Annotated in this window: 10 protein-coding genes; all 10 read left to right on the forward strand. The window is 70.9% G+C overall.

Annotation, left to right across the window (positions count from 1 at the left end):
• Positions 1–59: 59 nt before the first annotated feature.
• Positions 60–2,309 (forward strand): aminotransferase class I/II-fold pyridoxal phosphate-dependent enzyme, encoded by a 2,250-nt coding sequence (locus tag ABZV77_RS38660; protein ID WP_356267377.1) that lies wholly within the window; start codon positions 60–62, stop codon positions 2,307–2,309.
• Between the two features lie 96 nt (positions 2,310–2,405).
• Positions 2,406–3,551 (forward strand): 3,5-dihydroxyphenylacetyl-CoA synthase DpgA, encoded by a 1,146-nt coding sequence (gene dpgA, locus ABZV77_RS38665; RefSeq protein ID WP_356267379.1) that lies wholly within the window; start codon positions 2,406–2,408, stop codon positions 3,549–3,551.
• Positions 3,552–3,599: 48 nt separating this feature from the next.
• On the forward strand, positions 3,600–4,274 hold the full coding sequence (gene dpgB / locus ABZV77_RS38670; RefSeq protein ID WP_356267380.1) for an enoyl-CoA-hydratase DpgB: 675 nt from the start codon (positions 3,600–3,602) through the stop codon (positions 4,272–4,274).
• The gene (dpgC, locus tag ABZV77_RS38675) at positions 4,271–5,617 is read left to right on the forward strand and encodes a (3,5-dihydroxyphenyl)acetyl-CoA 1,2-dioxygenase DpgC (RefSeq protein WP_356267381.1); all 1,347 of its coding nucleotides are present in this window, start codon (positions 4,271–4,273) and stop codon (positions 5,615–5,617) included. The genes dpgB and dpgC overlap by 4 nt, the downstream gene beginning before the upstream one ends.
• A gap of 12 nt (positions 5,618–5,629) precedes the next feature.
• The gene (locus tag ABZV77_RS38680) at positions 5,630–6,451 is read left to right on the forward strand and encodes an alpha/beta hydrolase (protein ID WP_356267383.1); all 822 of its coding nucleotides are present in this window, start codon (positions 5,630–5,632) and stop codon (positions 6,449–6,451) included.
• Positions 6,452–6,548: 97 nt separating this feature from the next.
• On the forward strand, positions 6,549–6,773 hold the full coding sequence (locus ABZV77_RS38685; RefSeq protein WP_356267385.1) for an MbtH family protein: 225 nt from the start codon (positions 6,549–6,551) through the stop codon (positions 6,771–6,773).
• 47 nt (positions 6,774–6,820) lie between these two features.
• Positions 6,821–8,980: an ABC transporter ATP-binding protein gene (locus ABZV77_RS38690; protein WP_356267403.1), complete on the forward strand. Its 2,160-nt coding sequence runs from the start codon at positions 6,821–6,823 to the stop codon at positions 8,978–8,980.
• A gap of 194 nt (positions 8,981–9,174) precedes the next feature.
• Positions 9,175–9,828 carry a response regulator transcription factor gene (locus ABZV77_RS38695; RefSeq protein ID WP_356267387.1) on the forward strand — a complete coding sequence of 218 codons (654 nt, stop codon included), beginning with the start codon at positions 9,175–9,177 and terminating at the stop codon, positions 9,826–9,828.
• A 34-nt stretch (positions 9,829–9,862) separates the two neighbouring features.
• Positions 9,863–11,173 carry a HAMP domain-containing sensor histidine kinase gene (locus tag ABZV77_RS38700; RefSeq protein WP_356267389.1) on the forward strand — a complete coding sequence of 437 codons (1,311 nt, stop codon included), beginning with the start codon at positions 9,863–9,865 and terminating at the stop codon, positions 11,171–11,173.
• Between the two features lie 282 nt (positions 11,174–11,455).
• Positions 11,456–19,518 (forward strand): amino acid adenylation domain-containing protein (locus ABZV77_RS38705; RefSeq protein WP_356267391.1); only part of this gene is annotated, 8,063 nt, incomplete at its 3' end.

The following is a 19,518-nucleotide window of genomic DNA, read 5'->3' on the forward strand; positions in this document are numbered from 1 at the left end:
GTGACTCTGAGCGACGGATGACCCTTTCCCGATAACTTCCGGACGCCTGGGAGACATTCATGCCGGAACAGACGGCCGACGGCCCCGAACACTCCGCGGGCGAAGGCGGCGCATCGGCCGCGAACCGCGAGGCGTTCGAACGCAGGGGACTGCGGCAGGGCGGCAGGGGGACCCCCGGGCCGCCCGACACCACCGTGAAGATCCTCGACCGCGTCTGGTCGGCGCCACTGATCGTCGGGCCGCTCTCCGCACCCGCCAGGCCCGGCGGCGAACTCGCCGTCGTCCGCTCCGCGGGTGCGGCGCAACTACCGTGCGTGGTGGGCGCCTTCGCCGAACGGACCTTCGCCGAGCTCGGCTCCGCCACCGACGTCCCGCCTTGGCTGCGCACCTACGCCTTCCAGGACCACGGCACCGGGCGACAGCTCGCCGCACGAGCCGAGGACGCCGGGTTCGGGGCCGTCCTCCTCGCGCTCGGCAGCCGCGACGACGTCCGCCTGAAGGTCGCAGCCCCCGCCAACCTGGCGCAGGACGGACCGTTGAGCGACGTACGGAACCTCCTCGACGCCCACGCCGACTGGGCCGACGTGGACCGCCTGCGCGCCGCCACCGCCCTGCCGCTGCTCGTCGCCGGAGTGCGCACCACGACCGACGCGCAGCGCGCCCTGGACAGCGGCGCCGACGGCATCGTGGTCACCTCCCTCGACGCGCTCCCCGGGATCGCGGAGACCGTGGCGGGCCGCTGCCCCGTCCTGCTGAGCGGCGGGATCCGGCGCGGCGCCGACGTGCTGACCGCGGTCGCCTCCGGAGCCGACGCGGTGTTCGCGGGGCGCCCGGTCCTGCACGGGCTGCGGGCCGGGGGCCGCGCGGGAGTGGCCGAGGTGCTGGACGCCCTCGTCCGGGAGCTGGGAGAGGCGATGACGTTCACTGGCACCGCCACGGTCGCGGACATCGGCCCCGGCCTGGTCCGCACCGGGCCCCGCCCGGCGGACGCGGCCCCGCCGCCCGTCGCGCGGCCGTTGCGCAGGGCCGAACTGCACGCCAGCGTGTCCGACCCGGTCCTGGACACGATGACGTTCCTCAACGAGATCACCACCCGCTACCCCGAGGCGATCTCCTTCGCGCCGGGGCGCCCCTACGACGGGTTCTTCGACAGCGAGCAGATCTTCACCCATCTGCGCCGCTACCTGAACCACCTGGCGGAGAAGGGGAGTTCACCGCAGCAGGTGCGCACCGCCATGTACCAGTACGGGCCCACCGCGGGCCTGATCCGCGAGATCATCGCCGACTCGCTGCGCGCCGACGAGAACATCGACGTACCGGCCGAGTCCATCGTGGTGACGGTCGGCGCGCAGGAGGCCATGCTCCTCGTGCTGCGCGCCCTGATCACCGGCCCCGACGACGTGCTCCTGGTGTCCAGCCCCTGCTACGTGGGCATCACCGGCGCCGCCCGTCTGCTGGACATCGCCGTGACCCCTGTGGAGGAGCGGGAGGACGGCGTGTCCTGCGCGGACCTGGAGGCGGCGATCAGGAACGAGCGGGCCCGCGGACGCAGGCCCCGTGCCTTCTACGTCGTCCCCGACCACTCGAACCCGTCCGGGACCACCATGGGGCCGCAGGCACGCGCCGACCTCCTCGAACTCGCCGCCCGCCACGGCATCCTGATCCTGGAGGACAGCCCCTACCGTCTGGTCAGCCCGGGCCCGCCGCTGCCGACGCTGAAGTCCCAGGACCGCGCGCACTCGGTCGTCCACATCGGTTCCTTCTCCAAGACGGTGTTCCCCGGGGCCCGCGTCGGCTTCGTGGTCGCCGACCAGCCCGTCGCCGACGAGTCGGGCCGCACCGGCCTGCTCGCGGACGACCTCGCCAAGATCAAGAGCATGGTGACGGTCAACACCTCGTCACTCAGCCAGGCAGCCGTGGCGGGCACGCTCCTCGCGGCCGACGGCAAGGTCTCCGAGCTCAACAAGGCGGCGTCCGCGTACTACGGCGACGCCATGCGGGCCACGCTCAGGGAGCTCGACGCACACCTGCCCGCGGAGCGGCGGGAGGCCCTGGGGGTGCGGTGGAACGAACCCACCGGAGGCTTCTTCCTCACCCTGCGGGTGCCCTTCCGTGCGGACAACGCCGCGTTGATCCGCTCGGCACAGGACTTCGGCGTCATCTGGACGCCGATGACGTACTTCCATCCCGGCGGGGGCGGCCTGCACGGCATCCGCCTGTCGACCAGCTATCTGACGCCCGCCCAGATCAGGGAGGGCGCCGCGCGGCTCGTGCGGTTCATCGAGTCCGAGAGCGCACGAGCCACCTGACGACACCTCGACCGAAGAAGGGGACAGGACCGTGACCGGCACCAGCGCCATGCAGCATCCGCGCAGCAAACCACGCATGTGGGGGTGGACCTTCCGATGACCACTGACATCGCACCGCCCGGCATACCCGGCATAGCCGACGAAGTCCGGACGCCAGCGGCCACCGCCACCGCGGTCACCCGCCCCCGCATCGTCGGCGTGGGCACGGCCGTGACCGCCGCGTCCTACTCCCAGCAGGAGGTGCTCGACGCCTTCGGCATCACCGACCCCAAAGTGCGCTCGGTCTTCCTCAACAGCGCGATCGAGCGCCGCAACCTCGCCCTTCCTGCGGAGGACGCCCACGGCGTCCGCACCCCCGAGCCCCAGGGCGACCTGCTCGACAAACACAAGGCACTGGCCCTGGAGATGGGCGGCGAGGCCCTGCGCGCCTGCCTGAAGGAAGCCGGGGCCGAACTCTCCGACCTCCGCCATCTGTGCTGCGTGACCTCGACCGGGCTGCTCGTGCCCGGCATCAGCGCCCTGCTCATCCGCGAACTGGGGATCGACCGCCACTGCTCGAGGACCGACATCGTCGGCATGGGCTGCAACGCGGGCCTCAACGCCCTGGGCGTGGTGGCGGGCTGGTCCACGGCCCACCCCGGCGAACTCGCCGTCGTGCTCTGCGTGGAGGCGTGCTCCGCGGCCTACACGGTCGACTCGACGATGCGGACCGCGGTCGTGAACAGCCTGTTCGGCGACGGGGCGGCGGCCGTCGCGCTGCTGGCGGGAGATGCCCCCGCGCTGTCCCCCGCGAAGGACGAGGCCCCTTCCGTCCTGAAGTTCGCGAGCTGCGTCATCCCCGAAGCGGTCGACGCCATGCGCTACGACTGGGACCGCACCCAGAGCAGGTTCAGCTTCTTCCTCGACCCGCAGATCCCGTACGTGGTGGGCGCGCACGCCGAACTGGTCGTCGACCGGCTGCTGACGGGCACCGGCCTGCGCAGGAGCGACATCCGGCACTGGCTGGTGCACTCCGGGGGCAAGAAGGTGATCGACGCGGTCGTGGTCAACCTCGGACTGACCCGCCACGACGTGCGCCACACCGTCGGTGTGCTGCGCGACCACGGGAACGTGTCCAGCGGCTCGTTCCTGTTCTCGTACGAACGTCTCCTCGAAGAGGGCGTCACACGGCCCGGCGAGTACGGAGTGCTCATGACCATGGGCCCGGGCTCCACGATCGAGACGGCGCTGATCCGATGGTGAGGACCGACCGATGGTGAGGACGGATCGATGGTGAGGACGGAAGGGATCATGGAACCGGGACCTCTGTACGCACTGGAGCTTGACGGCTCCGAGCCGCTGTCGGCCACGGCCGTCAAGGCGGTCGCCGCCCTCTGCGACCGGACCGAGGACAGGGGAGGCCGCCCCGTAGTGGCCGTCCACGTCACCGGAGCGCCGGACGGCGACTGGGCCGAAGGCCTCGACATCATGCTGGTCACCAAGTGGGAGCGGGCGCTGCGCCGCCTGGAGCGGCTGCCCGTGGCGACGGTCGCGGTGGCCCGTGGCGACTGCGGCGGAACCGCCCTCGAAGCCTTCCTGGCCGCCGACGTCCGCGTCGCGGCCCCGGACACCCGGCTGCTGCTCCCGCGCGACGCGACGGCGACCTGGCCCGGCATGGCGGGTTACCGCCTGGTCCGGCTCGCCGGTGTCGCCCGGATTCGCAAGGCGCTCCTGTTCGGGCGACCGGTCGAGGCCGCCGAGGCACTGGCGCTCGGCATCGTGGACGAGCTGACGGACGATCCCGCGGCCGCGGTGGCGGCCGTGTCCGAGCTCGGCGGCGGGGTGTCCGGCAAAGAGGTCGCGATCCGGCGGCAGTTGATGTTCGAGGCCGCGACCACCGGCTTCGAGGACGCGCTCGGTGCGCACCTCGCGGCCTGCGACCGCGCCCTGCGGCAGGGCGCGGGCCCGGAGGTGGCGGCCTTATGACGGCGGTCCTGCCGGGGCAGCGGCACACGACCGAGCCCCGGCGCGTCTCCGTACGGGACCTCTGGTCCGATCTCGTCACGTCGTCCGGCGCCCCGGCCCGCGTCGAGGAACTGGTGGCCGCACTGCCGGAGCCGCCTTCGCGCACTCCCGAGCAGCGCGCCGCGATCGCCGAGGCGAAGGACGCGGCGCGCGCGCTGCGGGCCGCCTTCCTCGACGCGTCCGCGGACGCCGTGTACGACCGGCTGACCGCGGGCCGCGCCGAGTCGCCGCGCATCGACGCGCTCCTGGCCGCCGCCGCCGTCGAGTTCCCGGGCCTGGTGCCCGACGCGGGCCTGCTCGCGGCCGAGCGGAGCAAACCGCAGGCGGCCAAGGAAGGACACGAGATCGACCAGGGCATCTTCCTGCGGGCGGTGCTCCGTTCGGCGGCCGCGGGACCGCACCTGCTCGACGCCATGCTCCGGCCCACTCCCCGCGCCCTGGGGCTCCTGGACGAGTTCATTCGTACCGGCGCGGTGCAGATGGAGTCGGTGCGCGTCGAGCGGGGCGAGGACGGGGTGGCACGTCTGACCATGTGCCGGGACGACCGGCTGAACGCCGAGGACGTCCGTCAGGTCGACGACATGGAGACCGCCGTCGACCTCGCGCTGCTCGACCCGGCCGTCCGGGTCGGGCTGGTGCGCGGCGGGGAGATGAGCCATCCGCGCCATCGCGGGCGACGCGTGTTCAGCGCGGGCATCAACCTCAAGAGCCTCAGCTCCGGAGACATCCCACTGGTCGGCTTCCTGCTGCGCCGCGAGCTCGGCTACCTCCAGAAGCTCGTGCGCGGCATCCGGACCGACCACCCCGGGCAGTGGCACTCACCCTTCGTGGAGAAGCCGTGGGTCGCCGCCGTCGACGGGTTCGCCATCGGGGGCGGCACCCAGATCCTGCTGGTCTGCGACCACGTGCTCGCCGCGTCGGACGCCTACCTCAGCCTCCCCGCGGCGAAGGAGGGGATCATCCCCGGCGTCGCCAACTTCCGGTTCGGCCGGTACGTGGGGCCGCGCCTCGCCCGCCAGGTCATCCTGGAGGGCCGCAGGATCAGGGCGGCCGAGCCCGACGCGCGGCTGCTCGTCGACGAGGTCGTGGAGCCCGAGGAGATGGACGCCGCCGTCGAGGCGAGCCTGGCGCGGCTCGACGGCGACGCGGTGCTCGCCAACCGGCGGATGCTGAACCTCGCGGAGGAGCCGCCCGACGCGTTCCGGGCGTACATGGCGGAGTTCGCGCTCCAACAGGCCCTCCGCATCTACGGCCAGGACGTCATCGACAAGGTCGGCCGGTTCGCCGCGACACCGCGAGGGTGAGGGGACGCCTCGATGCCGATCGCCCGGATCAACGGGACCCGCCTCGGCTACGACGAGTACGGCACCGGCGAGCCGGTCGTCATGGTCACAGGCACCGGTGCCCCCGGCCGCATGTGGCGGACCCACCAGGTACCCGCCCTCACCGTCGCGGGCTACCGCGTGATCACCCTCGACAACCGGGGCATCCCGCCCAGCGATCCGTGCCCCGAAGGGTTCACGCTCGCCGACATGGTCGCGGACCTCGCGGGGCTCATCGAGCACCTGGGGGAAGGGGCGTGCAGGGTCGTGGGCTACTCGCTCGGTGCGATAGCGGTCCAGGAACTCCTGCTCGCCCGCCCCGACCTCGTCCACCAGGCCGTCCTGATGGCGACGAGCGGCCGCACCGACGCCCTGACCGCCGCGATGACCGCCGCCGACCTGGAACTCAGCGACGCCGGAGGCAAACTCCCGCCCCGCTTCGCCGCCTACGTACAGGCCCTGCAGAACCTCTCCCCGCGCACCCTCAACGACGAGGAGCGCCTGCGGGACTGGCTGGCCGTCTTCGAGATGTCGGCCGTGGACGTCACGGGCGTACGCGGCCAGCTCGGGCTCCAGCTCGTCCCCGACCGCCTGACCGCGTACCGGGGCATCACCAGCCGCTGTCTGGTCATCGGATTCCAGGACGACCTCGTCATCCGCCCGCACCTGTCCCGCGAGGTCGCGGAGAGCATTCCGGGCTCCCTCTACACGGAGATCCCGGGATGCGGCCACTACGGATATCTGGAGAGGCCCACCGCGGTGAATTCCGCGATCACCGGATTCTTCGCGGGACGACCCCTTCGAATTCCCGGGTGAACGGCACGATTTCTGGACGGACTTGTCGGCCGCTGAACCGCACGGCTAGCGTGAAACACGTCCTGCCGACTGCCGACGGAAATTGATCGGAGTGGTTATGCCGAACCCGTTCGACGACGAAAACGGCACCTTCCTGGTTCTCGTCAACGACGAGAACCAGCATTCGCTGTGGCCCGCCTTCGCCGAAGTCCCTGAAGGGTGGAAGGCCGTGTTCGGAGAAGACACGCGCAAGGCCTGCCTGGACTACATCGAGGAGAACTGGACGGACATGCGTCCCAAGAGTCTCATCGATGAGATGGAGAAGTTCGAAGCCGCCGGCTAGGCACTGCCCGACCGAAACGACAACGAAAACAGGAGGTTTTCGTGGCCATGATCGGCGGCCCGGGGCCGGTACTGATGCGGGGGATGGGTCCCGACGAGGCGGTGACCAAGCAGAAAATCAAGCCTGGCACGGCCAAGCGAATCCTCCCCTATACGAAACCGTATCGCTTCAACATAGGCGTTCTCCTGGTCGTCACCGTGCTGAACGCATGCAACGTGGTGGCCACTCCCATTCTGTTCAAGTACCTCATCGACGACGGCATCGTCGCCAAGGACACCTCGGTGGTCGTGTGGATCTCCGTGGCGGTCGCCGTCCTCGCCCTGGTGAGCACCGTCTTCGGCTTCGCCGAGGCCTGGTACTCCGGCCGGGTCAGCGAGGGGCTCATCTACGACCTGCGCACCAAGATCTTCGACCATGTGCAGCGACAGCCGCTTGCGTTCTTCACCCGCGCCCAGACCGGGTCCCTCGTCAGCCGCCTCAACACCGACGTCGTCGGCGCCCAACAGGCGGTCACGGCACTGCTGTCCACGGTGGTCTCCGCCGGGCTGACCCTGATGCTGGTCCTCGGCGCGATGTTCTACCTCTCCTGGGTGGTCACCCTGGTCTCCCTCGTGGTGATCCCGCTCTTCATCCTGCCCGGCCGCGTCGTGGGCCGCAGGCTGCAGCGGATCATGCGCGAGCACATGCAGGTCAACGCCGAGGTCGGCTCGTTCATGAACGAGCGCTTCAACGTCACCGGCGCCCTGCTGGCCAAGCTGTACGGCCGCCCCGCCAACGAGACCGGCATGTTCTCCCGGCTGGCCCGCAAGGGACGCGACCTGGGGGTCCTGACCTCGGTCTACGGGAAGATGCTCTTCCTGACGATGACACTCGTCGGCGCCATCGCCACCGCACTCGTGTACGGCATCGGCGGCTCCCTCGTCATCGAGGGCACGTTCCAGATCGGCACCCTGGTGGCGCTCGCGACCCTGCTCACGCGGCTGATGGGCCCGATCAACCAGCTCTCCAGCGCCCAGACGAGCGTACTGACGGCCCTGGTGAGCTTCGACCGGCTCTTCGAGATCCTCGACCTGAAGCCGCTGATCTCCGAGAAGCCGAACGCGGTGCCCCTGCCGGCCGCCTCGGCCACAGCGGCCGTCGACGGCAGCCGCACGGCTCCAGAGGTCACCTTCGAGGGCGTCTCGTTCCGCTACCCGAAGGCCGCGGACGTCTCGCTCGCCTCCCTGGAGTCCATCGCCCTGCCCACGCAGGAGCGCGTCCAGAACACCTGGACCCTGCGCGACCTGACCTTCACCGTCCCCGCGGGCAAACTCACCGCCCTGGTCGGCCCGTCGGGCGCGGGCAAGACCACCATCACCCACCTGGTGCCGCGCCTCTACGACCCGGTCGAGGGCGTCATCCGGATCGGCGGCCACGACATCCGTGACGTCACCCTGCAGTCGCTGAACGAAACCGTCGGCATGGTCACCCAGGACGCGCACCTCTTCCACGCGACCATCCGCGACAACCTCACCTACGCCCGTCCCGACGCCACCGAGCAGGAACTGATCGACGCGTGCAGGGCGGCGCAGATCTGGGACCTGATCGAATCGCTGCCCGACGGCTTCGACACCGTGGTCGGCGACCGCGGCTACCGCTTCTCCGGCGGCGAGAAGCAGCGCGTCGCGATGGCCCGGCTGTTGCTCAAGGCCCCGCCCATCGTCGTACTCGACGAGGCCACCGCGCACCTCGACTCGGAGTCCGAGGCGGCCCTCCAACGGGCCCTGAAAACCGCCCTGAAGGGCCGCACCTCCCTGGTGATCGCCCACCGCCTGTCCACCATCAGGGACGCCGACCAGATCCTGGTCATCGACAAGGGCCGGGTCCAGGAGCGCGGCACGCACGAGGAACTCATGCAGCTGGAGGGCGTGTACGCGGAGTTGTACCGCACGCAGTTCTCCCGCCAGCCCTCCGACAACGGCGACGCCCCGGTTCCCGAGCCGGTCGGCGGCCCGCACGGCCCGGGACCCGTCCTGACCGGCGGCCCCGGCGGACCCATGCCGGGCGGCCCGCACGGCGCCTTCCCCGGCGGACCGGGCGTCTTCCTGGCCGGTCCCGGTGGTCCTGGTGGTCCCGGCGGACCCGGGGGACCGGGCGGCCCTGGCCCAGGACCGGGTGGCCACCACGGCCCAGGACCGGGCGGCCCACCACCTCCCGGCCACGGCTGAGTCGAGCCCTCCCCTCCCACGGCATCCGCGACGCGGCACCCCGCGTCGCGGATGCCGTTCCGCCGCACCGGTCCCGTCCGGACGCCCCGCCGGTACGCTGAGAGCCTGTCTTTGAACCGGGGCGGCGGGCTGTGACCACTGTGTGACCCCCGCTCGGAGATCCTGTCAGCCATGATCCATCGGGGGGTGGGGCTGTGAGGGTGCTGGTGGTCGAGGACCAGGCCGAACTGGCGGATTCCGTGGCCAGAGTGCTGCGCAGGGAAGGCATGGCCGTCGACGTCGTCTACGACGGAGAGGGCGCCCTGGAGCGCGCGTCGGTCGTCGACTACGACGTGGTGGTGCTCGACCGCGACCTCCCCACCGTGCACGGCGACGAGGTCTGCGGAGCCCTCATGGCGGAGCCCGCCCGCACGAGAGTCCTCATGCTCACCGCGTCCGGGACCATCGCGGACCGCGTGGAAGGGCTCAGCCTCGGCGCCGACGACTACCTCCCCAAACCCTTCGCGTACGCCGAACTGGTCGCCCGCATCCGGGCGGTGGCCCGCCGCGCCCAGCCTGCCGTCCCGCCGGTCCTCGTCCGCGGCGACCTGCGGCTCGACCCCGCCCAGCGGATCGTGACCCGGGCCGGGCAGCGACTGGCCCTCACCCCCAAGGAGTTCGCGGTCCTCGAATACCTGCTGGCCGCCCGGGGCCGCGTCGTCTCCGCCGAGGAGCTCCTGGAGCGGGTGTGGGACGAGGCGACCGATCCGTTCACGACGACGGTCAAGGCGACCATCAACAGGCTGCGGCCGAAGCTCGGTTCCCCACCGGTGATCGAGACCGTGCCCCGCGGCGGATACCGGATCTGACGATGTGAGATGTGAGATGTGAAGCGAGATGCCGATGCGTCGTCTGCGTAGCGCGGCCCGCGCCGCCCTGTCCCGAGCCGGAATCGTCTCCCGCCTCGTGCCCCGACGGGTCCGCATGCGGCTCACCCTGCTCTACGGCCTGCTGTTCGTCATCTCCGGCGCCGTCCTGCTCACCATCACCTACCTGCTGGTCAACCGCCCCACCAACACGGTCCTCGTCAGCCGCCGTGGAGGCTCGGGCCCACCCGGCGACGCGGGCGTCCACATGTACACGGGCGACGAGATGCCGGGGTCGGTCGACGGCTTCGCGCGCGCCCAGCAACAGCAGGCCGTACGCCAGCACGCCGCCGAGATGCAGCACCTGCTGACCCAGTCGGGCATCGCCCTGGCGATCATGGCGGTGATCGCCATAGGCCTCGGCTGGCTGGTCGCGGGGCGGGTACTGCGCCCCCTGCGCACCATCACCACCACCGTCCAGCGCATCTCCGCGCACAACGTGCACGAACGGCTCGCCGTCGAAGGCCCCGGCGACGAACTCAAGGACCTGGCCGACACCGTCGACGGACTCCTCGGCCGCCTCGAAGCGGCCCTGGACTCCCACAAGCGGTTCGTGGCCAACGCGGCGCATGAACTGCGCACCCCCCTGACCGTGGAACACGCGCTCCTGGAGGAGTCCCTGATAGACCGCGAGGCCACCGTGGACTCCTTCCGCTCCAACTTCGAGCGCCTCCTGACCCTCAGCGAACAGCAGGCCCGCCTCCTGGAGTCGCTCCTGACCCTGTCCGGCAGCGAACGCGGCCTCGACCGCAGGGAGCCCCTGGACCTGGCCGAGCTGACCGGCAACGTACTGCTCGGAACCCGCCAGGAGGCCGAGCGCCGGGAGCTGCGCGTCGAAGCGCACGTCGCCCCCGCCTGCATCTGGGGAGACGACGCACTCGTCGAACGGCTCGTCGCCAACCTCGTGGACAACGCCATGGGGTACAACGTGCCCGACGGGTGGGTCACGGTCGTGACCGGCATCCGGGGCGGCCACGCCTTCGTGCGCGTCGCCAACACGGGCCCGCAGATCCCGCCCGCGGGAGTGAGCCGCCTCTTCGAGCCGTTCCAGCGCATCGGCCGGACCGCCGACAACGGACACCACGGCCTGGGCCTGTCGATCGTGCGCTCCATCGCCGCGGCCCACGAGGCGACCCTGAACGCGCACGCACGGCCACAGGGCGGACTGGTCGTGGAAGTGGGCTTCCCCCTCCGCACGACGACAGCCCCACGGCCCCACCCACCCGCGGTACCGGCCACCGCACCACGCGAAACCGGTGCCCGCCCCCTGCGCACCGCCCCGGAATAGAAATACCCGGTAATGCCCACCGCGGACGGTCGCGCCCATTCCCCCCGCGGCCCTAGCATCTAATTCTCCGTGCACGGCCGCGCGCAATTTCCAGTGCCTGCCTTCCGGCACGTCCGAGCGCGTGTGCCCGTCTCTCCGTCCAAGTGCGAAAACTGCGCGGTTGGACGGCCGGGCACCACGGCCTGGACAGCCGTACGGCGCGGACGGACGATCCGGCCCCGAAAGACGGTCCGGCCCGGAAAGACGGAACAGCCGAGGGAAATTGCTCGGCCAGGGGGAATGATGAACGGCAACGCTGCTCGCACTCTGCCTCTCCTGGACGCCCAGGAGGGAATCTGGCTGGCACAACGCGTGACGGGCTCACGCCGGTTGTACAGCGTCGGCCAGTACGTCGAGATATTCGGGCCCGTCCAAACAGACGTATTCGAGCGTACGCTGCGGCAGTTGACGGACGAGACGGAAATACTGCACGCGCGATTCGAGGAAGACGGCGCGGGCACACCACGGATGGCCTTCCCCGCCCAGGGAACCCGGGACGAGAAAACCCGGTACGAGGAAACCCGGGACCAGGAGAGCCCACCGCTTCTGGATTTCCACGACCTCACCGCGCAGGACGACCCCAAGGCGGCCGCCGAAGCGTGGATGCGGGCGGAACTCGACCAGGAGATCGCCGCCCACGCCCACCACCTCTTCGCCCACGCCCTGTTCCGCCTCGCTCCCGATCACCACATCTGGTACCAGCGCTACGACCACCTCCTGATGGACTCCTCCGGCTGCTCCCTGCTCGCCCGCCGGGCCGCGGACATCTACACGGCACTCCGCACAGGACAGCCCCTCACCCCGGCGGAACACGCGCCCCTGCGCGCGCTGCTGGACGAGGAGTCCGCCCACCGCGCCTCTGAACGCCACGAGGCCGACCGCCGGTACTGGCACGAGCGCTTCGCGGACCGACCGGACCTGACCGGCATCCCGGGCCACAGCACCTCGGGGACCGGCAGTCCCGCCGGGCCCGGCGGCGTCCTGCGCGAGACCGGGCACCTGCCACCCCGCGCCGTCGCGGCCCTGCGCGCGGCGGCCGCCCGCGCCGAGGTGAGCTGGCCACGCCTCGTCGTCGCGGCGGTCGCCGCTTTCGTGGGCAGGCTCGGCGGCACGGACGAGGCGATCCTGAGCCTGCCCGTCACGGGACGCACGGGCGACCAGGCGCGCCGGACCCCCTGCACGATGGCGAACATCCTGCCGCTCCGCCTCCCCGTGACCCCGGCCGCGAGCCTGCTGGACCTCGCACGGGAAGCAGGCCGGGAGATCGACGGACTCATCGACCACCAGGGCCTGCGCGGAGAGCACCTGCGCCGCGAACTCAACTGGCCGTCGGGCGACCGCTGGCACTTCGGGCCGTACGTGAACGTCATGCCGAGGGCAGGCGAAACCCTGTCGTTCGGCGGCCCCACGGCAGTCGTGCACGACCTGTCGAGCCGTCGCGTCGAGGAGTTCGGCGTGCTGGTGAGCGGCGCGTCGGCGGACCAGGCCATGGAGATCACCTTCGAGGCCAACTCGGCCCTCTACGACCGGTCTTGGCTCCGCGCGAGCCACCGCTCCTTCCTGCACTTCCTGGACCGCCTGACGGCCGACCCGTCGCAGCCGGTGGCAGGGGTCCCCCTGCTCGACCGGACCGAGCGCGCCCAGGTGCTGGACACCTGGAACACCACCGCGCGCCCACTGGTCGCGGACTCCGTACCGAAGCTGCTGGCCCGCCACCTCGCCTGGTCCGCGGACGCGGTGGCGGTGGTCGACGGCGAACGAACCATGTCCTACAGCGAGTTGGACAGGGCGGCCGGTCGTCTGGCGTCGCATCTCGCGGACGGGGGAGTGAAGCGGGGCGACCGCGTCGCCGTGGTGATGGAACGCTCCGCCGACTTGATCGTCGCGTTGCTTGCGGTGTGGCGGGCGGGGGCGGCGTTCGTGCCGGTGGATGTGGAGTATCCGGCGGAGCGGGTGGCGTTCCTGGTGGCCGACTCGGACCCGGCGGCGGTGATCTGCACCGAGGCGTACCGGGACGTGATCCCAGCGGACCACGAGGCGCGGCGTGTGGTGGTAGATGACGTGGAGACGGTTTCGGCTGTTGCTGCTTGTCATGCGGATGGTCCTGGGGTGGTGGTGGGTGGGGGTGATGTGGCGTATGTGATGTATACGTCGGGTTCGTCGGGGGTGCCGAAGGGTGTGGCGGTGCCGCATGGCGCGGTGGCGGGTCTGGTTGGGGTTTCTGGTTGGTCGGTGGGTGTGGGGGATGCGGTGTTGATGCATGCGCCGCATGCGTTTGATGTGTCGTTGTTTGAGGTGTGGGTGCCGTTGGTGGTGGGTGCTCGGGTGGTGGTTGCGGGGCCGGGCGTGGTGGATGCCGTTCGGATTCGGGCTGCTGTTGTGGGTGGTGTGTCGGCGGTGCATGTGACGGCGGGGATGTTCCGGGTGCTGGCGGAGGAGTCTCCGGAGTGTTTTGCGGGTCTGCGGGAGGTGTTGACGGGCGGGGATGTGGTGCCTGTTTCCGCGGTGGCGCGGGTGCGGGAGGTGTGCCCGGAGGTTGCCGTGCGGCATCTTTACGGGCCTACGGAGATCACCCTCTGCGCCACATGGCACGTACTGCGCCCGGAGGACCAGTCGGGCCGGACCCTGCCCATCGGCCGCCCGCTGGCCAACCGGCGCGTGTACGTCCTCGACGCGGCGCTGCAACCGGTCCCGGCGGGCGTGGTGGGGGAGCTGTACGTGGCGGGGACGGGCCTGGCCCGCGGCTACCTGGGGCGCCGGGACCTGACGGCGGAACGATTCGTCGCCTGCCCCTTCGGCGGGGACGGACAGCGCATGTACCGGACCGGGGACCTCGTCCGCTGGACGGCGGAGGGCGAGCTGCTGTTCGTGGGGCGCGCCGATGAGCAGGTGAAGGTCCGTGGGTTCCGGGTGGAGCCGGGTGAGGTGGAGGCGGTGCTGACCGGGCACGAGGGCGTCGGGCAGGCCGTCGTGGTGGCCCGTCAGGACGGGGGCTCCGGCAGCGATCGGAGGCTGGTCGGGTACGTCGTGCCGGACGAGCGGCAGCCGCAGCGAAGTGACGTCGTCCGCGTCGACCCGCACGAGCTTCGCGGCTATGTGGCGGACCGCCTGCCCGAGTACATGGTGCCGACGGCCGTACTGGTTCTGGACGCCCTGCCGCTCACCGTCAACGGCAAGCTCGACCGCGCCGCCCTGCCGTCGCCCGACTTCGAGAACACGGGGGCGGTGCGCGGTCCGGCCACACCCGTGGAGGACGTGCTGTGCGGACTCTTCGGCGAGGTCCTCGGCCTGGGACGGGTCGGTACCGATGTGTCGTTCTTCGATCTGGGTGGGGATTCGTTGTCGGGGATGCGGTTGGTGGCGCGGGTGCGTGCGGTGCTGGATGTGGAGGTGGGGATAGGGGAGTTGTTCGGTTCGCCGACGGTGGTGGGGTTGGCGCGGTGGGTGGGTGAGCGTGTGGGCGCGGGCGCGGGCGCGGGCGCGGGCTCGGGTGTGGGTGGTCGGCCGGTGTTGCGGGCGGGGGTGCGGCCGGATGTGGTGCCGTTGTCGTTTGCGCAGCAGCGGATGTGGTTTCTGAATCGGTTGGAGGAGACGGTTCCGGGGGCTGCGTCGGCGTACAACTTGCCGTTGGTGTTGCGGATGTCGGGTGTGTTGGACGTGGCCGCGTTGGAGGCGGCCCTTGGGGATGTGGCGGACCGCCACGAAAGCCTGCGAACGGTCTTCCCCGAGGCGAACGGCGTTCCCCGTCAGCAGGTCCTGGAGGGCGACGCAGGACGACCGCCCCTGTTGACCGTGGAGTGCGCCGCACCACAGGTCGAAGAGGTGCTGGCGGATCATGCGGGACGCGGCTTCGACCTGCGGACGGATCTGCCGTGGCGGGTCTGTTTGGTGGGCGTGGGCGTGGGTGCGGGTGAGTGGGTGTTGTCGGTGGTGGCGCATCACGTGGCGGTGGATGGCTGGTCGATGGGGGTGTTGGCCAGGGACTTGGAGGTTGCTTATGCGGCGCGGTGCGAGGGGCGGGGTCCTGGTTGGGCTGCGTTGCGGGTGCAGTATGCGGATTTTGCGTTGTGGCAGCGGGAGGTGCTGGGGGAGCTGGATGACCCGGCGAGTGTGCTGAGTGGTCAACTCGCTTATTGGCGTGACGCTTTGGAGGGTTTGCCGCAGGAGTTGGTGTTGCCGGTGGACCGGGCGCGTCCTGCGGTGCCGTCGTTCCGGGGGCGTCTGGTGCCGGTGGCTGCGGATGCGGTGACGCATGCCGGGCTGGTGGGGGTTGCGGGGCAGGGCCGGGCGACGATGTTCATGGTCGTGCATGCCGCGTTGGCTCTGCTGCTGTCGCGGCTGGGTGCGGGTGAGGACATCGCGGTCGGTACGCCCACTGCGGGCCGTGAGGACGCGGCGCTGGAGGAGTTGGCGGGGTTCTTCGTCAACACGTTGGTGCTGCGGGCGGATGTGAGCGGGGACCCGACCTTTGCCGAGTTGCTTGAGCGGGTGCGGGCCGCGGACCTGGCGGCGTATGCGCATCAGGACGTGCCCTTCGAGCGCCTGGTCGAGGAGGTCAACCCGTCGCGGTCGGTGTCCCGCAACCCGCTCTTCCAGGTGATGCTCGCTCTGGACCACGTGCCCGAACCGCACTGGCGGCTCCGGGGCGCAGAGGTGAGTTCCGCGTCGATGACGGCGTTGGCTGCCCGCTTCGACCTCGCGGTGACCCTGACGGAGCGCCGCGACGAGCGCGGGGCTCCGTCAGGCCTGGACGGCGAGATCCTCTACGCGACCGACCTCTTCGACCACGACACGGCCCTGTCCCTGGCGGGTCGGCTCGCCCGCGTCCTCGAACAGGTCGCCGCCGATCCCCACCTCCGCCTCAGCGAGATCGACCTCCTGGCACCCGCCGAACGCACGCAGATCGTCCAGCGCTGGAACGACACGGCAACCGTCGTCCCGGACGTGCTCATACCTGAGCTGTTCGCCGCGCATGCGCAGAGCTCGCCCGATGTGGTGGCGGTGCGGTGTGGTGAGGAGGCTTTGTCGTACGGGGAGTTGGAGGCGCGGGCGAATCGGCTGGCGCGGTATCTGGTGCGGGCCGGGGTTGGTTCTGAGGCTCGGGTCGGGCTGTGTCTGCCGCGCGGGGTCGACATGGTGGTCGCGGAACTGGCGGTGTGGAAGGCGGGCGGTGCGTTTGTCCCGCTGGACCCGGAGTATCCGCCGGACCGTCTCGGCTACGTGCTCGCCGACAGCGGATCGGCCGTCGTGCTGGGCGTCGAGGAGAGCCTTGAGACGGTGCCCGTGGGCCGGGCGCGGGTGGTCCTGTTGGACGACGCGGAGGTCGGGTGCGCGCTGGGTGCGGAGTCCGATGCCTCCCTCGGCGTGCGGCTGTCTCCGGACCAACTGGCGTACGTGATCTATACGTCCGGCTCGACGGGCCGCCCCAAGGGCGTGGCCGTTGCGCACGGCGGTGTGGCGAATCTGGCGGCGGCGATGCGTCCGGTGCTGGGCGCGGAGCCGGGTGTCACGGCACTGCAGTTCGCGTCGTTCAGCTTCGACGCGGCCGTGCTGGATGTGGCGGTGACGCTCTCCGGTGGCGGCACGCTGGCGATTGCTTCCGCGGACGAGCGGGCGGAGCCCTCCGCGCTGGCTGACATGATCGAGTCGGCGGGGGTGAGCACGGCCAGCGTCGTGCCGTCCTTGCTGGGTGTGTTGGACCCGGCCACGGTCCCGGGCGTACGCAACTGGGTGCTCGGCGCCGAGCTGCTGACCGCCGACCTCGCGAGCCGGTGGACGACGCGGGCGCGGGTGTGGAACACCTACGGGCCCACCGAAGCCACCGTCATGGCCACCGCAGGGCCCGTGGACGCCGGGATCGGGCCCGGCGACGAGGCGCCGCCGATCGGCCGCCCGCTCGGGAACGTACAGCTCTACTTGCTGGACGAGTTCCTGCACCCCGTCCCGCCGAAGGTCGTGGGCGAGCTGTACATCGCGGGGCCGGGCCTCGCGCGGGGGTACACGGGGCGGCCCGATCTGACGGCGGAACGTTTCGTGGCGTGCCCGTTCACGGCTGGCGGCGGCGAGCGGATGTACCGGACCGGGGACCTGGCCCGCTGGACGGTCGACGGGCAGCTGTCGTTCGCAGGCCGTGCGGATGAGCAGGTGAAGGTGCGGGGGTTCCGGGTGGAGCCGGGTGAGGTGGAGGCGGTGCTGGCCGGGCACGAGGGGGTCGGGCAGGCCGTCGTGGTGGCCCGTCAGGACGGGGGATCCGGGAGCGATCGGATGCTGGTCGCCTACGTCGTCCCGGACGCACGGCAGTCGCAACGGGGCGACATCGACCCCCAGGAACTCCGCGAGTACGCCGCCGGGGTGCTGCCGGAGTACATGGTGCCCGCGGCCGTGCTGGTCCTGGACGCCCTGCCGCTCACCGTCAACGGCAAGCTCGACCGGGCATCCCTCCCGGCACCCGACTTCGCCGCCCGCGTGACCCGGCGCGAACCGCGGACGCAGACCGAGGAGATCCTCTGCGGCCTGTTCGCTGAGGTTCTCGGGCTGGAGTGGATCGGGATCGAGGACGGCTTCTTCGATCTGGGTGGGGATTCGTTGTCGGGGATGCGGTTGGTGGCGCGGGTGCGTGCGGTGCTGGATGTGGAGGTGGGGATAGGGGAGTTGTTTGGATCGCCGACGGTGGTGGGGTTGGCGCGGTGGGTGGGTGAGCGTGTGGGCGCGGGCGCGGGCTCGGGTGTGGGTGGTCGGCCGGTGTTGCGGGCGGGGGTGCGGCCGGATGTGGTGCCGTTGTCGTTTGCGCAGCAGCGGATGTGGTTTCTGAATCGGTTGGAGGAGACGGTTCCGGGGGCTGCGTCGGCGTACAACTTGCCGTTGGTGTTGCGGATGTCGGGTGTGTTGGACGTGGCCGCGTTGGAGGCGGCCCTTGGGGATGTGGCGGACCGCCACGAAAGCCTGCGGACTGTCCTCCCCGACATCGACGGCGTTCCCCGTCAGGAGATGAGGCACGGCGAAGCGGGGCGTCCGCCGCTGGTCGTGGTGCGAGCCGACCAGGCTGATCAAGCCGGTCAGGCCGATGCGGCCGACGTGGACCGCACGCTCGCCGAGCAGTTGGCTACCGGCTTCGACCTGCGGACGGATCTGCCGTGGCGGGTCTGTTTGGTTGTGGTGGGTGCGGGTGAGTGGGTGTTGTCGGTGGTGGCGCATCACGTGGCGGTGGATGGCTGGTCGATGGGGGTGTTGGCCAGGGATCTGGAGGTGGCGTATGCGGCGCGGTGTGAGGGGCGGGGTCCTGGTTGGGCTGCGTTGCGGGTGCAGTATGCGGATTTCGCGTTGTGGCAGCGGGAGGTGCTGGGGGAGCTGGACGACCCGGCGAGTGTGCTGAGTGGTCAACTCGCTTATTGGCGTGATGCGTTGGAGGGTTTGCCGCAGGAGTTGGTGTTGCCGGTGGACCGGGCGCGTCCTGCGGTGCCCTCCTTCCGGGGGCGGTTGGTGCCGGTGGCGGCGGATGCGGTGACGCATGCCGGGCTGGTGGGGGTTGCGGGGCAGGGCCGGGCGACGATGTTCATGGTCGTGCATGCCGCGCTGGCGCTGCTGCTGTCCCGGCTGGGTGCGGGTGAGGACATCGCGGTGGGTACGCCGACTGCGGGTCGTGAGGATGCGGCGTTGGAGGAGTTGGCGGGGTTCTTCGTCAACACGTTGGTGCTGCGGGCGGATGTGAGCGGGGATCCGACCTTTGCCGAGTTGCTTGAGCGGGTGCGGGCCGCGGACCTGGCGGCGTACGCGCATCAGGACGTGCCCTTCGAGCGCCTGGTCGAAGAGCTCAACCCGACCCGCTCGCTCTCGCGCAATCCCTTGTTCCAAGTGATGCTCGCCCTCCAGAACCTTCCCGAAGCCACCTGGGAACTCCCTGGCGTCGACGTCCGCCCCGCCCCCCTGCCGCCCGAGCTCGCAGCCCGCTTCGACCTCGCCGTGTCCGTCGTCGAGCGCCGCGACGAGCGCGGGGCTCCGGCGGGCCTGGACGGCGAGATCCTCTACGCGACCGACCTCTTCGACCACGACACGGCCCTGTCCCTGGCGGGCAGGCTCTCCCGTGTCCTCGAACAGGTCGCCGCCGATCCCCACCTCCGCCTCAGCGAGATCGACCTCCTGGCACCCGCTGAACGCACGCAGATCGTGCAGCGCTGGAACGACACGACGGCACCCGTCTCGGATGCCTTGGTGCCCGAGCTGTTCGGTCGGCGGGTGGGGTTGTCGGCGGGTGCGGTGGCGTTGGTGGCGGGTGATTGCCGGGTGACGTATGGGGAGTTGGGGGGTGA

The sequence above is a fragment of the Streptomyces sp. NPDC004732 genome (genome assembly GCF_040609235.1).
Lineage (GTDB): Bacteria > Actinomycetota > Actinomycetes > Streptomycetales > Streptomycetaceae > Streptomyces.

Coding starts and splice junctions, on each gene's coding strand:
- ABZV77_RS38660 (WP_356267377.1), top strand. CDS start 60: ATGCCGGAACAGACGGCCGACGGCCCCGAACACTCCGCGGGCGAAGGC.
- dpgA (WP_356267379.1), top strand. CDS start 2,406: ATGACCACTGACATCGCACCGCCCGGCATACCCGGCATAGCCGACGAA.
- dpgB (WP_356267380.1), top strand. CDS start 3,600: ATGGAACCGGGACCTCTGTACGCACTGGAGCTTGACGGCTCCGAGCCG.
- dpgC (WP_356267381.1), top strand. CDS start 4,271: ATGACGGCGGTCCTGCCGGGGCAGCGGCACACGACCGAGCCCCGGCGC.
- ABZV77_RS38680 (WP_356267383.1), top strand. CDS start 5,630: ATGCCGATCGCCCGGATCAACGGGACCCGCCTCGGCTACGACGAGTAC.
- ABZV77_RS38685 (WP_356267385.1), top strand. CDS start 6,549: ATGCCGAACCCGTTCGACGACGAAAACGGCACCTTCCTGGTTCTCGTC.
- ABZV77_RS38690 (WP_356267403.1), top strand. CDS start 6,821: ATGATCGGCGGCCCGGGGCCGGTACTGATGCGGGGGATGGGTCCCGAC.
- ABZV77_RS38700 (WP_356267389.1), top strand. CDS start 9,863: ATGCGTCGTCTGCGTAGCGCGGCCCGCGCCGCCCTGTCCCGAGCCGGA.